Consider the following 14,601-nt stretch of genomic DNA (forward strand, 5'->3'; position numbering starts at 1 on the left):
TGCGCTAGGGCCGGGCCATGGCAGACGACGTCACCTACGCTTCCTACCTGGACCTCGACCGCGTGCTCGCGGCGCAGCATCCCGTTTCGGGCGCGCACGATGAGATGCTGTTCATCGTCGTCCACCAGGCGAGCGAGCTGTGGCTCAAGCTGTGCCTGCACGAACTGACCGCCGCCCGTGCCCTGATCGCGGCGGACGATCTCAGCCCGGCGTTCAAGATGCTCGCCCGCGTGGCCCGCGCGCAGAACCAGCTCATCGCCAGCTGGGACGTGCTCAGCACGATGACCCCGCACGACTACTCCCAGGTCCGCCCGTTCCTCGGCAACTCGAGCGGGTTCCAGTCGGCGCAGTACCGCCTGATGGAATTCATCCTCGGCGGCCGCAATCCCGACATGGTCACCATGCACGAGGCCACGCCCGACGTCGCCGCCGCGCTCAGGGCCGAACTCGACCGGCCGAGCCTCTACGACGAGGTCGTGCGCCTGCTCGACCGCCGCGGCTTCGCCATCCCCGAGGAGGTGCTGGCGCGCGGGCTGGAGCGCCCGCACGACACCAACGAGGCGATCGTCGCGGCCTGGGCCACCGTCTATCGCGACCCGGACGAATACTGGGACCTCTACGAACTGGCCGAAAAGCTGGTCGACCTCGAATACCATTTCCAGCGCTGGCGCTTCGGGCATCTCAAGACGGTCGAGCGGATCATCGGTTTCAAGCGCGGCACCGGCGGCACCGCGGGGGTGCCCTATCTCGAAAGCGTGCTAAAGAAGGGCTTCTTCCCCGAACTGCTGGCGGTGAGGACCGAGGTTTGAGGGCGCTGTCGACCCGGACCGCAGGTCCGTTCGTGGTGAGCTTGTCGAACCGCGAATTCCCGCGACCTTGCGCCCTGCCGTGATCTGTCCTTCGACAAGCTCAGGACGAACGGGAGTGGTGACGCTGTCCGATGCCCGCGCGCTCGACGCGGCCGATCCGCTGGCCGGCTATCGCGGGCTCTTCGCGCTGCCGCCGGGGGTGATCTACCTCGACGGCAATTCACTCGGCGCGCTGCCGCTGGGCACCGCCAGCCGGATGGGCGAGGTGATCCGCAGGGAATGGGGCGAAGGCCTGATCCGCTCGTGGAACAGCGCGCACTGGATCGACCTGCCGCGGAAGGTCGGCGGCATGATCGCGCCGCTGATCGGTGCCGCCCCGAACGAGGTGATCGTGTGCGATTCGACCAGCGTGAACCTGTTCAAGCTGATCGCCGCCGCGCTCGCCATGCGACCCGGCAGGAAAGTCATCGTCAGCGAGCCGGGCAACTTCCCGACCGACCTCTACATGATCGCCGGGCTGGAGGCGCAGGGCCTGGCCGAACTGCGGCTGGCCGCTCCGGGCGACATCGAGGGCGCGCTGGGCAGCGATGTGGCGCTGCTGCTGCTGACCCATGTCCACTACAAGACCGGCGCGATGCACGACATGGCCGCGCTCACCCGCGCCGCGCACGCTGCCGGCGCGCTGGTCCTGTGGGACCTGTCGCACAGCGCGGGCGCGGTCGAGATCGATCTCAATGGCTGTGAAGCGGACTTGGCGGTCGGCTGCGGCTACAAGTATTTCAACGGCGGCCCCGGCGCGCCGGCCTTCGCCTTCGCGGCGCAGCGCCACCATGCCGCCCTGCGGCAACCGCTGACCGGCTGGATGGGCCACGCCGCTCCGTTCGCCTTCACCGACGATTACACCCCTGCGCCGGGAATCGAGCAGCTGCTGACCGGCACGCCGCCGATCCTGGGCATGGCGGCGCTGGAGGAAGGCGTGCGGATCATTGCCGAGATCGGCACGGCGCGGCTGTCTGCCAAATCGCGCTCGCTCTCGGGTTTCCTGCGCGCCGCCATCGCGCAGGTTGCGCCCGATCTGCCCTGCATCAGCCCCGATGGCGACACTCCGCGCGGCAGCCACCTGTCGTACCGCCACCCGGACGCCTACGCGCTGTGCCAGGCGCTCATCGCGCGCGGCGTGATCGGCGATTTCCGCGATCCCGACCTCCTGCGCCTCGGCCTCGCGCCCGCGTACCTCCGTTTCGAGGACTGCTGGCACGCCGCCCAGGCGCTCGGCGAGGTTCTGGCGAGCGGCGAATGGCAGCGCGAGGAATTCAGGCAGCGGGGGGCGGTGACGTAGTGGCTTTCGGCATATTCCACGCAAAGGCGCGAAGGGGAAAAGCCGCGAAGCGGCTTACAAATTCTGACGGTGGTTGTTCACAACACGCTGAATGCCCTGTTTGAAGGTTTCCTGTCCGAAGTTCATCAGCAAACCCAGCGGCAGGCCCATGATCCTGAGATAAGTGAGAAGTTGCTTGGGGTAGAGAGCGCTATCGCGCTCGGTCGACTTGATCTCGACGACCAGATTTCGTTCGACCAGCAGGTCGACGCGAAACGCGTTCTCTATGACTACTTCTCTCTGACGCAGCGGCACCCGAACCTGCGTTTCGACATGCAGCCCATTCTCGCGAAGGGCATCGGCGAGAAGAACCTCATAGACCGACTCTAGAAGGCCCGGCCCGATCTCCTTGTGAAGCTTGAATCCGCAATCCACCGCTACACGGGCAAGCTCTTCGATGTCCATCAGCGCCCTTTGCTGCCTTTCCACCTTTGCGCCTTTGCGTGAAATCGATGCTCGCGGGAAGTTGCTCCGGGCGGAAAGCCGATGAAGACTAGGCCTCCAGCTCGATGTCCCAGTACAGCCAATCCCGCCATGTCTCGTGCAGGTAGTTGGGCGGGAACTGCTTGCCGTGTTGCTGCAACTGCCAGTGGGTCGGGCGGATCGGCTCGACCAGCGGGTGCATCGCCGCCTGGCGCGGGGTGCGGCCGCCCTTCTTCATGTTGCACGGGGCGCAGGCGGTGAGGATGTTTTCCCAGCTCGTCTTGCCGCCCAGCCGGCGGGGGACGACGTGGTCGAAGGTCAGGTGCGCCTCGCTGCCGCAGTACTGGCACTGGAAGCGGTCGCGCAGGAACAGGTTGAACCGGGTGAAGGCGGGAAACTCGCTCGGCCGGACGTATTGCCGCAGCGCGATCACGCTGGGGATCTGCATGTCCAGGTTGATCGAGTGGACCAGCCGCTCGTAGCTGGCGACGATGTCGACCCGCTCGAGGAACACCGCCTTGATCGCGGTCTGCCACGGCCAGAGGCTGAGCGGATAGTAGGACAGCGGCGTGTAGTCGGCGTTGAGCACCAGCGCCGGGCAGCTCTCCAGCCGCCGGGTGGGGTCTTCCATGGCGCTGCGGAACGTCGCGGCGCGCTCGATCAGATCGGCCTTGAACACGGGTCGCGTCCCTCCCTGACTGATGCGAAGGGAGCATTTGCGCGAAAAAGCGTCAACCCCGTGACACTTGGCGAATCCACAGCGGAGTGAGAGGAGGGGGCGTGCCGCAGACTGTTCCGACCACGCGCTTCGCCCCCAGCCCGAACGGTCCGTTGCATCTCGGCCACGCGTTCGCGGCGATCGTGGCGCACGATCTGGCAAGCGAGCGGGGCGGGCGGTTCCTGCTGCGGATCGAGGATATCGACGGCGCGCGCAGCCGGGCCGGGCTGGCGGCGGATTTCCGCGCCGACCTCGCCTGGCTCGGGCTCGCGTGGGACGAGGTACCGGCGCAGTCCACGCGGGTCGCGGCATATCGCGCGGCGGCGGAGCGGTTGCGCGCCCGCGGCCTGCTCTATCCGTGCAGCTGCACCCGGGCGGACATTGCCGCCGCCACCACGAAATCCGGCCCGGACGGGCCGGTCTATCCCGGAACCTGCCGCGGGAGGAACGTCGATCCGGCGGGCGCGGCATGGCGGCTCGACATCGCAGCGGCCCTGGCGCTGACCGGACCGCTGGCGTGGCAAGACGAGCTTCGCGGCGAGCAGGCGGCCCGGCCCGAGGCGGGCGGCGATCCGGTGATCGTGCGCAAGGACGCCGATACCCCGGCGAGCTATCACCTGGCAGTGACGGTCGACGATGCGGCCGACGGGGTCACGCTGGTGACGCGCGGGACCGACCTGTTCGCCGCGACCCACGTCCACCGCCTGCTGCAGGCGCTGCTCGGGCTGCCCGTGCCGACCTGGCACCACCACGCGCTGCTGCTCGATCCGCAGGGGCGCAAGCTGGCGAAGCGGCGGGGCTCCCCCTCGCTGTCCGAACGCCGGCTGGCGGGGGAGGATGGCCCGGCGCTGGCCGACGCCCTGCGCGCCGGGCGATTGCCCGCTGGCATATCGCTGTCCGACACCCTAGATATTGCCCCATGACCACATTTCTCATCATCGTGCTCGTGATCCTGATGATCATGGTCGTCGTCTCGCTGGTGCGCGGGATCGTCGCCTTTCTCGCCGCCAACCGCGCCGACATCGACGCCGGGTCGACCAGGCACAAGGACCTGCAGCTGATGCAGAACAAGATGATGTTCAGCCGCATCAAGTTCCAGGCCGCGGCGATCCTGGTGGTGGCGCTGCTGCTGGGCCTCGCGCGCTGACCGGCTGACCGCCGTGGTCAAGCTCAACCGGATCTACACCCGCACCGGCGACGACGGGACGACCGGCCTCGTCGACGGCAGCCGCCGCCCCAAGCACGATCTCCGGTTCGAAGCCATCGGCGCGGTGGACGAAGCCAATTGCGCGCTCGGCCTGGCGGTCGTGGTGCTGGACGGCGATGCGGCGGCCGATTGCACCCGGCTGCAGAACGACCTGTTCGATCTCGGCGCTGACCTCGCAACGCCCGGCAGCGACTTCGCGCCGTCGGAGATGGTCCTGCGGATCGTCGCTCCGCAGGCGACGTGGCTCGAACAGCGGATGGACGTGATGAATTCATCGCTCGATCCGCTGACGAGTTTCATCCTTCCCGGCGGCAGCGAGGCGGCCGCCCGCGTCCATCTCGCCCGCGCCGCGGTGCGCCGGGCGGAGCGCGCGATGACCGCGCTCGCCTCGGTGGAACCGGTGAATCCCGCCGCGCTGGCCTTCGTCAACCGCCTCTCGGATTACCTCTTCGTCCTCGCCCGCGCGGTCAATGCGGCGGGCCAGGGCGACGTCCTGTGGCGACCGGGCGCCAGCCGCTGACGGAACCGCTTTCTCCTGCCCGGCGTTTGGCGCGCAAAGGAGAATTTTTCATGATCGATCGGAAAGACACTCTCGCTCCGGAAAACGTCAACGACGAGCAGGAGGACGAGGACGCGCAGGCGCAGGAAATCGCCGAGGAAGCCCTGCGGCCCGACCTGCACAGCCCGCTCGACAGCGAGAAGGTCGGCGGCGGCGGCAAGGACCTGATCGACGAGATGCGCGACATGGAGCAGTCGGGCCGGATCGACATGAGCGCCTATCGCGGCGAACCCAACATGGACGACGAAGACGACAAGTACGGCCGGGGCCACGACCCCGACGAGGACTGAGGCTCAGCCGCCGATCGGGCCGTCGTTCAAAATCCACAGCCCCGCCACGAGGATCAGGGCGCCGAGCGCGACCGCATACGCCAGTATGCGGTAGTTCGGCGACCCTGCCGAGACGACCTTGTGGGCCTCAAGACGGGAGAGCGTCGCGCAGGTTCGGCGCTGGGCGGAAATCGCCAGCCAGCCACCGGCAAGGATGAAGACGGTCGCGATGGCCTTTGCCAGCCACGGCGGCTCGAATGCTCCGAACACCGCCTTGAAGGCGAGCCCTATCCCGATCGCCGCGAACGCGGTGCGCATCCACCCCGCGAAGGTCCGCTCCATCGCCATGATGTTGCGGTCCTCGGCAAGGTCGGTACGCAACTCGGCCCATTCGGTGCTCAAGTCCTTGCCGTCGGTGGTTTCATCCTGCGCCATGACGCCACGCTAATGGCGATGCGCGAAAAGGCAAATCAGCCGTCCCCGGCCTCGCGCTTGAGTTCGTACAACAAATCGAGCGCATCGCGCGGACTCAGCGCGTCCAGATCGAGCGCCTGCAGGCGATCCCGCAGGGCATCGCACTCCTCTTCCTGCGCTTCCATCGCCGCGGCGAACAGAGGGAGGTCCCCCAGGCCGGCCGCGAGGCCGCCGGTCTGCACGCGGCCCTTTTCCAGCCTGTCGAGCACGGATTTCGCCCGCGCGATGACCTCCTGCGGCACCCCTGCCAGCTTGGCGACCGCAAGGCCGTAGGATCGGTCGGCCGGGCCCTCGGCAACCTCATGCAGAAGGACAAGGTCACCCTTCCATTCGCGCGCGCGCACGTGATGGAGCGAGAGCGCGTCGCAGCTTTCGGCAAGACGGGCGAGTTCATGGTAATGCGTCGCGAACAGGCAGCGGCAGCGGTTCCGTTCGTGCACCGCCTCCACCACCGCCCAAGCCAGCGCCAGTCCGTCATACGTGCTCGTCCCGCGGCCCACCTCGTCGAGAATGACGAAGCTGTCCTCCGTCGCCTGGGCTAGAATGGCGGCGGTCTCGACCATCTCGACCATGAAGGTCGAGCGGCCCCGGGCGAGGTTGTCGCTTGCGCCCACGCGGCTGAACAGCCGGTCGACCAGCCCGATCCGCGCCTCGATGGCCGGAACGTATCCGCCCGCCTGTGCCAGCAGCACGATCAGCGCGTTCTGGCGCAGGAAGGTGGACTTGCCGCCCATGTTCGGGCCGCCGATCAGCCAAAGCCGGTCGTCGGGGGCAAGCTTGCAGTCGTTGGCGACGAAGCGCTGTCCGGTGCCGGTCGGATCGCGGGCCAGCGCGGCCTCCACCACCGGGTGGCGGCCGCCGACGATCTCGAGGCAGCGGTTCTCGGCGATCTCCGGCAGGGCCCATCCGCCTTCGGCCGCCCGCTCCGCCTGACCCGCCGCCACGTCGATCCGGGCTAGGGCGGCGGCCGTATCGGCGATGGCCCGCGCCGTCTTTGCCACGATGGAAACGAGTTCTTCGAAATGCGCCTCTTCCGCCGCCAGCGCGTGGCCGCCGGCCTCGGCGATCCGCGAGGCTTCCTCGTGCAGGTGGAGCGAGTTGAAGCGCACCGCACCCGCCATCGTCTGGCGGTGGGTGAACCCGCTGTCGGGCGCCATCAGGGCATCGCCATGCTTCGCGGGGACCTCGATGAAATAGCCGAGCACGCCGTTGTGCCTGATCTTGAGTGCGGCGATGCCGGTCTCGTCGCGGTATTTGGTCTCGAGCGCGGCGATGGCACGGCGGGCATTGCCCGAAACCCGGCGCAGTTCGTCGAGCGACGCATCGAAGCCTTCGGCGATGTAGCCGCCCTGCGTTCGTTCGGTCGGGGGCGAGGGAACGAGCGCGCGGCCGAGCAGGTCGGTCAGCGCGCCATGCCCGCCCAGCGCCGGCAGGAGGGACGCGAGAAGCGCGGGCCGATCGGGCAGCGCCTGAAGAGCATCGCGCAGACGGCGCGCTTCGTTCAATCCGTCGCGCAACTGGCCAAGGTCGCGCGGGGAGCCGCGCCCGGCTATGATCCGCCCGAGCGCACGGCCGATGTCGGGCAGGTGGCGCAGCATCTCGCGAACGTCGCCGCGCAGCAGCGGGTCGGCATGGAACAGCCCCACCAGCGCGAGCCGTGCGTCGATCGGCGCCTTGGCGGCCAGGGGAGCAGCGAGATCCTCGGCAAGTTGCCGCGCCCCGGCGCCCGTCACACAGCGGTCGATCGCACCGATCAGGCTACCGGCCCGCCCGCCACCCGCCGAGCTTTCGAGGATTTCCAGGCTGGCGCGGGTGGCCTGGTCCATCGCCAGAGTGCCGTCCGGCTCGCGCGCGATCGGTGGCAGCAGAAGGGGCAGCGTGCCGCGGCCTGCATGGTCGAGATAGGCGACCAGCCCGCCGGCGGCCGCCAGCATCGCGCGCCCGAAGTGCCCGAACCCGTCGAGCGTGGCGACGCCATGGATCGCCTTGAGCCGCGCTTCGCCCGCGTCGCTGGCGAAGTCCTGCCTCGGCCGAGCGATCGCCTCGCCGGGCGCGAGTTGCCAGTCGTCCGGAACGACGATCTCGCTTGCGCCGATCCTGGCCAGCACGCCCGCCAGCGCCTCGTGCGAACACTCCTCCAGTTCCATCTGCCCGGTCGAGATGTCACACACCGCGATCCCGCAGGTTCCGCGAACCTCGCAGGCGGCAACCAGCCGGTTGGCGCGGCGCGGCTCGAGCAGCGATTCCTCGGTCAGCGTGCCTGCCGTGACGAAGCGGACGATGTCGCGCGCCACCAAGACCTTCGACGACGGGGTCCCGTCGCGCCTGGCCCGCGCCTTCGCCTGTTCCGGAGTTTCGGTTTGCTCGGCGATCGCCACCCGGCACCCGGCCTTTATCAGGCGTGCAAGGTAGCCCTCCGCCGAATGGACCGGCACGCCGCACATCGGGATCGGCGCGCCATCATGCTCGCCGCGGCTGGTCAGCGCGATGTCGAGGACTTGCGCGGCCACTTTCGCGTCGTCGAAAAACAGCTCGAAGAAATCGCCCATGCGGTAGAACAGCAGGCAATCTTCTGCCTCGCGCTTCAGCGACAGGTATTGCGCCATCATCGGGGTCGCGGAGCCGGCCATCACCGGGGGCGTAGCGTTGCGGGCGACGATTCGGGAAGGCGGGACGCGCGCCTTTCCCCTATCGCCATCGCGGATCGGCGGTTAGGGAAGCGGTGACAGGAGAAACTTCTTGGCCGAAGACAAGAACGACAGCTTCACCACGCGCGAAGCGCTTTTTTATCATTCGACGATCCGCCCGGGAAAGATCGAGATCGTCGCTTCCAAACCGATGGCGACCCAGCGCGATCTGAGCCTGGCCTATTCGCCCGGCGTGGCTGCTCCGGTCGAGGCGATCGCCGCGGATCCGCTCTGTGCCGGCGAATATACCGCGCGGGCCAATCTCGTTGCGGTCATCACCAACGGCACCGCGATCCTCGGCCTGGGCAACCTGGGCGCTCTGGCCGCGAAGCCGGTGATGGAGGGCAAGGCCGTCCTGTTCAAGCGCTTCGCCGACGTGGATTCGATCGACATCGAACTCGACACCGAAGATCCCCAGAAGTTCATCGAGGCGGTCGCCCTGATGGAGCCGACCTTCGGCGGCATCAACCTGGAAGACATCGCCGCGCCAGAGTGCTTCGTGATCGAGCAGGCCCTGCGCGAGCGGATGAAGATCCCGGTCATGCACGACGACCAGCACGGCACGGCGATCATCGCCGCTGCCGGCCTCATCAACGCCTGCCTGCTGACCGGCCGTCAGATGAAGGACGTGCGCATGGTGGTGAACGGCGCCGGCGCTTCCGCGCTGGCCTGCACCGCCCTGATCAAGGCACTGGGCGTGCCGCACGATCAGGTCATCGTCTGCGACCGCAAGGGGCCGATCTATCCCGGGCGCGAGGGCGTCGACCAGTGGAAGAGCGCGCACGCCGTCCCGACCGAGGCCCGCAGCCTAGAAGAGGCGCTGAAAGGCGCTGACGTGTTTCTCGGCCTTTCGGCGGCGGGCGCGCTGCAGCCCGAATGGGTGGCCGACATGGCCGACCAACCGATCATCTTCGCGATGGCCAATCCCACGCCCGAAATCTTGCCGGAAGATGCCAAGGCCGTGCGACCCGACGCGATCATCGCCACCGGGCGAAGCGATTATCCCAACCAGGTCAACAACGTCCTCGGCTTCCCGTTCATCTTCCGCGGCGCGCTCGACGTGCGCGCGACCGCGATCAACGAAGAGATGAAGATCGCCGCCGCCCACGCCATCGCCAATCTGGCGCGCCAGCGCGTGCCGGAAGAGGTCGCGGCGGCCTATGGCGTCGATCACCAGTTCGGCCGCGACTATATCATTCCCGCGCCGTTCGATCCGCGCCTGATGGAAACCGTCTCCTCGGCCGTGGCCCAGGCAGCAATGGATTCCGGCGTCGCGCAAAAGCCGATCGAGGACATGGAGGCCTATCGCATCAGCCTACGGGCCCGGCTCAATCCCACCACCTCGGTCCTGACGCAGGTCTACGAGGATGCCAAGCGCGAGCCCAAGCGCGTCGTCTTCGCCGAGGCGGAAGAGGATGTCGTGCTGCGCGCGGCCATCCAGTTCCGCGATTTCGGTTACGGCACGCCCGTCCTTGTCGGTCGCACGCAGGCGGTGAAGGACAAGCTGCGGGAACTGGCCGTATCGGACCCCGACGCGTTCGAAATCCAGAATTCCGCCGACTGCCCCGACGTGCCCGCGATGGTCGCGTTCCTGTACGAGCGCCTGCAGCGCAAGGGGTACACCGAGCGCGACGTGCGCCGCATGGTCAACCAGGAGCGCAACGTGTTCGCCGCGCTGCTGGTGGCGCTGGGGAAGGGCGATGCGCTGATTTCGGGCACCACCCGCACATTTGCCCAGACGGCGCGCGAGATCGCGCTGGTGCTCGATCCCAAGCCCGAGGGGATACCGTTCGGCATCCACCTGATGATCGGCAAGAACTACACCGTCTTCCTCGCCGACACGACGATCAACGAGCGGCCGAGCTCAGAGGAGCTGGCGCATATCGCGTGCGAGACGGCACGCGTCGCGCGGCGGCTGGGCCATGAACCGCGCGTTGCATTCCTCAGCTATTCGACCTTCGGCAATCCTTCGGGCAAGTGGCTCGAGAATATCCGCCAAGCCGTCCACATCCTCGATCTGAAGCAGCCCGGCTTCGAATACGAAGGCGAGATGGCGCCCGATGCGGCGCTGAATCCGACGGTGATGAAGCTCTATCCCTTCAGCCGCCTGTCGGCCCCGGCCAACGTGTTGATCATGCCCGGCCTGCAATCGGCCAACCTGTCGGCCAAGCTGCTGCGTGAACTGGCCGGCAACGCGGTGATCGGGCCGATGCTGATCGGGATGGAGAAACCGGTCCAGATAGCCCCGATGACGGCCATTGCGCCGGATATCCTGACGCTGGCGGTCCTGGCGAGCGCGGGGGTGGTGAGCTAGCGCCTGCGGTAGCGGAAGTACCAGACCTCGTGCCCGTAGACGGTGCGGGCCTTGCGCTCGTAGCGTGTCTCCGGCCAGCCGCTCGGGCGAACCTGCCAGCTCTGCGGTCCCTCGGTCAGCCAGTCGAAGTCATCGGTATGGCGGCGCATGACCATGAGGGCGTGGCGCAGATAGACCGCATGGTCGGTGCCGAAGCGAAACTCGCCGCCGGGGCGCAGCTTGGCGGCGAACAGTTCGACCGGGCCGTCGTTCATCATGCGCCGCTTGGCGTGTCGCGCCTTGGGCCAGGGGTCCGGGTGCAGCAGGTAAATGAAGCTCAGCGCCCCGTCGGGTATACGGCGCAGCACGTCCAGCGCGTCCCCGTGATGCAGGCGGACGTTGCCAAGCGGAGGATGCGCGCCATGGTCGCCGTCGACGTGCATCAGCGCCTGGGCCACGCCGTTGAGGAAGGGCTCGGCGCCGATGAAACCGTGATCCGGCAACATATCCGCCCGTTCGGCCAGATGCTCGCCGCCCCCGAAGCCGATCTCGAAGTGCAGCGGAACATCGCGGCCGAATAGTGCCTGCGCGGTGACCGGCCCCGCCGGCGGCACGGCAATCCGCGGCAGCAGGGTATCGACCAGGTCCTGCTGGCCGGCGCGCAGCGGCTTCCCCTTGGCGCGGCCGTAGAGCTTTTGCAGGGTGGTCGGGTCGCCGGGTTTGTGAGCCGTCATGGCGGCGGGCAATGGCGAGGAGAGCGCGGCGCCGCAACCAGCGATTTGCCGCGACCGTCACTGCCGCAACCATCGCTAATCACGCCCGTGGATTATCGCTTTGTAAAGAATCAGTTAACTTACGTCCAGTTTGGGCGTAGTTTCGCGCGGTAATCGAGGAACGACTCGACAGCACAACGCGCGCAGAGATCTGCGGCTCCAGGGTCCGGCTGAGGGAATTTCCTCCTTTCGAGGGAGAAATATCGTGGTGCTATCTCTACTTAACAACGGCGTCCTTGGCGAGGACCCGTTCTACATCGAAACCACCTCCGTTGGCGCCGGGACCGGCAACTACAACTCGTTTCTGCGGCTGCAAGCCGGCGGAACCGAGGAAGGTTACAACACCGACACCAACAACCAGGCGGATAACAAGAACGGCATCTGGACCCACAGTCTCAAGCTGTCTGACATGTCGATCCTGACGATCGACGGAAAGACCTACTACGAGGTCCGGCTCGACGTTAACGAGGACAACACCACTGCCGGTACGCCGATCACGCTTGACGAGTTGTGGATCATGGGCTCCGCCGCGGCGGCGACCGGTGCCAACTTCTCGGACGACAACAACTACGCAAACGATTTCGCCGGCTTCCACCGAGTGTTCGACCTGAATGGAACTGTTGCTCTTCAGGACGTAAACGAAGGCAGCGGAACCGACGACTACCGGATCCTCATCCCGACGACCGCTTTCGATCCGGGCGATGTCTATTTCACCCTGTATTCGCGCTTCACGGGTGCCGACGGCGGTTTCGAGGAATGGCGCGTCCTGGGATCGGATGGCGGCACGACCGAACCTCCGCCTGCCATTACGGTGGACAAGGTCGCCAATGTCACCACGATCGCCGAGGGTACGCCCACCGACGTGATCTTCACCTACACGCTGACCAGCCAGAGCGCGGCAAGCGATCCGCTGCGGCTGGATACGCTGGTCGACGATTCCGCGACCGCCCTCAATCTTGCCGACGACGTGAATCTGCTTACCGGGTTCGTGTTCGGATCGAACTACGGCACCTACTATGTGAGCGGCGACGGCGACGGCGACTACCTGCTCGACTCAACCGAAACCTGGACCTTCCGCTACACGGCCGATGACATGGTCCTCGATGCCGGCGATACGCGCACCAACGTGGTGACCGTGGTCGCGCATGACAACGAAGCCACCCAGGTAACCGACAGCGACAATGCGAGCGTGACGGGCACCGACGTCCTGCCGGCGATCTCGCTGGTCAAGACGGCGAACCCGACGAGCATCAGCGAAGGCACGGCGACCAACGTGGTCTACACCTATGCGGTGTCGAGCCAGAGCAAGTCGACCGACCCGATCCTGCTGACCAGCTTCGTCGACGATGCCGGCACGCCCGGCCTGGCCAATGCCGGCGACGACGTGAACCTGCTGGCCGGGTTCGTGTTCGGCTCCAACCACGGCACGTACTACGTCAGCGGCGACGCCGACGGCGACTACCTGCTCGACTCCACCGAAGTGTGGAACTTCAGCTACACCGCCAGCAACGTGGTGAAGGACGTCTCGGACTCGCCGTGGACCAACATCGCGGTGGTCAAGGGCACCGACGACGAAGGCAACGAGGCCACCGCCCAGGACGACGCCAGCGTCACCGTCACCGACGTCCTGCCGGATGTGGCCATCGTGAAAACCGCTTCGACCAACGAGGTGCAGGCCGGGGCCCTGACGTCCGTCACCTTCACCTACGCGATCACCAACGAGAGCACGGTGTCGACCGACCCGTTGACGATCGTCACGCTGATCGACGACAACGGCACTCCGCTCGACGACCTCGACGACAAGGACCTCAGCGCCTTGTACGTCAGCGGCGACAACGGGAACGGCCTGCTCGATGTCGGCGAGACCTGGATCTACCAGTGGACGACCGACATTCTGCTCATGCCCGGCGAGAGCTATACGAACATCGCCTGCGTCAGTGTCACGGACGACGAAGGGAACCCGGTTGGCGCCTGTGATGACGAAACCATCATCTCGAGCGTGAACCAGGCCTACACACCCGGCTTCTGGTCGAACAACGCCAGCCCGATCTGGGACGGCAGCGAAAGTACCTATGCCAAGTCCGGCGGCCTGGGCCTTGTTATCGGAGCGTCGAAGAACAACGCGCCCGACGGCGTGTACAAGGACCTGCTCTACGTCCTTCACGATTCCAATGCGGACGGGACTGCCGACGGCTCCCAATCGGGCTTCCTGATGATCGGCGACTGGAACAGGAACGGGGTTGCCGACGACGGCAACAACGTCCTCATCGTCGGCCACGATTATGCGCTGAGCTTGCTGAACGCGTCGACGAAGGAGCAGCAGGACGGACGCTATCAGGTCGCGCGCGATGTCGTGGCCTCGTGGTTGAACTACGTCAGCGGTTCGTACGTCGGCGATGCCGACAAGGCGGACGGGTTCAACACCACGGCCGACTACATCCAGGAGGCGGTGGACTGGCTGATTGCGACCACCAGCGGCGACGAGATCCTGGCCGCAAACGAGCTGAAGAACACCGCGAAGGTGGGGATGACTTCAAACGCCTGGCAGCTCGGGGTCGATACCGGCGGAACCGCCGCGTTCGAGCTCCTGGCCGGATCGACGATCCACGCCAATCTCGATTACTTCAACAACAACGGGTACATCCTGCCCTGAGTTCGGAACGGCGGCCGGTCTGCATTGGGCAGACCGGCCGCAATCCTGTTTGACGCGCCGCGCCCCGCCCGGCAGCAGGGTCGGATGGAACTGGCGGCGGTGATCATCTCGGCGATTCTGGGCTGGCAGCACGCTGTGTTGGGCAAGCGCGAAGTGCAGGCGATGGCGCTGGTCGTGCTGGGCTGGACGGCCGTCGTCACGGCGGCGACGATTACCGATCTGTCGCTCGAGCGCACGGCCGTTTCGCTGCTTCTGCACGCGGCGCTCGTGGCCGTTCCCTATGTAGCGGCGATGGCAATCAAGCGCCTGGTTCGGCGCTGAACTGCTCCTCACGCACCTGCTCCGCCGAGCGATGGTG

14 protein-coding genes are annotated in these 14,601 nt (G+C 66.8%); 9 read left to right on the top strand and 5 right to left on the bottom strand.

Annotated elements, in window-relative coordinates; genetic code table 11:
• Positions 1-17 precede the first annotated feature (17 nt).
• On the top strand, positions 18-809 hold the full coding sequence (locus ACWPMZ_RS00875; protein WP_455702148.1) for a tryptophan 2,3-dioxygenase: 792 nt from the start codon (positions 18-20) through the stop codon (positions 807-809).
• A gap of 118 nt (positions 810-927) precedes the next feature.
• Positions 928-2,148 carry a kynureninase gene (gene kynU, locus ACWPMZ_RS00880; protein WP_455702149.1) on the top strand — a complete coding sequence of 407 codons (1,221 nt, stop codon included), beginning with the start codon at positions 928-930 and terminating at the stop codon, positions 2,146-2,148.
• A gap of 54 nt (positions 2,149-2,202) precedes the next feature.
• Here kynU and ACWPMZ_RS00885 read toward each other — a convergent pair whose 3' ends face one another.
• Together ACWPMZ_RS00885 and ACWPMZ_RS00890 are read right to left on the bottom strand one after the other, a co-directional pair.
• Positions 2,203-2,592 carry a GxxExxY protein gene (locus tag ACWPMZ_RS00885; protein WP_455702150.1) on the bottom strand — a complete coding sequence of 130 codons (390 nt, stop codon included), beginning with the start codon at positions 2,590-2,592 and terminating at the stop codon, positions 2,203-2,205.
• Between the two features lie 88 nt (positions 2,593-2,680).
• Positions 2,681-3,289 carry an HNH endonuclease gene (locus ACWPMZ_RS00890; protein WP_455702151.1) on the bottom strand — a complete coding sequence of 203 codons (609 nt, stop codon included), beginning with the start codon at positions 3,287-3,289 and terminating at the stop codon, positions 2,681-2,683.
• A 101-nt stretch (positions 3,290-3,390) separates the two neighbouring features.
• On the opposite strand from ACWPMZ_RS00890, the gene gluQRS reads away from it, so the two are divergent.
• Genes gluQRS through ACWPMZ_RS00910 form a run of 4 tightly spaced genes read left to right on the top strand, consistent with a single transcriptional unit; the run spans position 3,391 to position 5,384 of the window.
• A complete protein-coding gene (gluQRS, locus tag ACWPMZ_RS00895; RefSeq protein WP_455702152.1) occupies positions 3,391-4,251 on the top strand; it encodes a tRNA glutamyl-Q(34) synthetase GluQRS in 861 nt (286 codons plus the stop codon).
• Positions 4,248-4,475: a hypothetical protein gene (locus ACWPMZ_RS00900; protein ID WP_455702153.1), complete on the top strand. Its 228-nt coding sequence runs from the start codon at positions 4,248-4,250 to the stop codon at positions 4,473-4,475. Before gluQRS ends, ACWPMZ_RS00900 begins: the two co-directional genes overlap by 4 nt.
• A gap of 13 nt (positions 4,476-4,488) precedes the next feature.
• The gene (locus ACWPMZ_RS00905; protein ID WP_455702154.1) at positions 4,489-5,055 is read left to right on the top strand and encodes a cob(I)yrinic acid a,c-diamide adenosyltransferase; all 567 of its coding nucleotides are present in this window, start codon (positions 4,489-4,491) and stop codon (positions 5,053-5,055) included.
• Between the two features lie 50 nt (positions 5,056-5,105).
• The gene (locus ACWPMZ_RS00910) at positions 5,106-5,384 is read left to right on the top strand and encodes a hypothetical protein (protein WP_455702155.1); all 279 of its coding nucleotides are present in this window, start codon (positions 5,106-5,108) and stop codon (positions 5,382-5,384) included.
• Between the two features lie 3 nt (positions 5,385-5,387).
• Here the strand turns inward: ACWPMZ_RS00910 and ACWPMZ_RS00915 are convergent, their stop codons facing one another.
• Both ACWPMZ_RS00915 and mutS read right to left on the bottom strand, forming a co-directional pair.
• Positions 5,388-5,798: a YidH family protein gene (locus tag ACWPMZ_RS00915; RefSeq protein ID WP_455702156.1), complete on the bottom strand. Its 411-nt coding sequence runs from the start codon at positions 5,796-5,798 to the stop codon at positions 5,388-5,390.
• A gap of 35 nt (positions 5,799-5,833) precedes the next feature.
• Positions 5,834-8,467: a DNA mismatch repair protein MutS gene (mutS, locus tag ACWPMZ_RS00920; RefSeq protein ID WP_455702157.1), complete on the bottom strand. Its 2,634-nt coding sequence runs from the start codon at positions 8,465-8,467 to the stop codon at positions 5,834-5,836.
• Positions 8,468-8,576: 109 nt separating this feature from the next.
• Between mutS and ACWPMZ_RS00925 the strand changes: the two genes are divergently transcribed.
• Complete coding sequence (locus ACWPMZ_RS00925) at positions 8,577-10,838, top strand: NADP-dependent malic enzyme (protein ID WP_455702158.1); 2,262 nt, start codon at positions 8,577-8,579, stop codon at positions 10,836-10,838.
• On the opposite strand, the gene trmB is transcribed toward ACWPMZ_RS00925, so the two are convergent.
• Entirely contained in the window at positions 10,835-11,551 is a 717-nt protein-coding gene (gene trmB / locus ACWPMZ_RS00930; RefSeq protein WP_455702159.1) for a tRNA (guanine(46)-N(7))-methyltransferase TrmB, read from the bottom strand. The two genes, ACWPMZ_RS00925 and trmB, sit on opposite strands and share 4 nt — an antisense overlap.
• 247 nt (positions 11,552-11,798) lie before the next feature.
• Between trmB and ACWPMZ_RS00935 the strand changes: the two genes are divergently transcribed.
• Together ACWPMZ_RS00935 and ACWPMZ_RS00940 are read left to right on the top strand one after the other, a co-directional pair.
• Positions 11,799-14,243 (top strand): hypothetical protein, encoded by a 2,445-nt coding sequence (locus tag ACWPMZ_RS00935; RefSeq protein ID WP_455702160.1) that lies wholly within the window; start codon positions 11,799-11,801, stop codon positions 14,241-14,243.
• An 84-nt stretch (positions 14,244-14,327) separates the two neighbouring features.
• Complete coding sequence (locus ACWPMZ_RS00940; RefSeq protein ID WP_455702161.1) at positions 14,328-14,564, top strand: hypothetical protein; 237 nt, start codon at positions 14,328-14,330, stop codon at positions 14,562-14,564.
• Positions 14,565-14,601: the final 37 nt, after the last annotated feature.

The sequence above is a fragment of the Tsuneonella sp. HG222 genome, assembly GCF_053819185.1.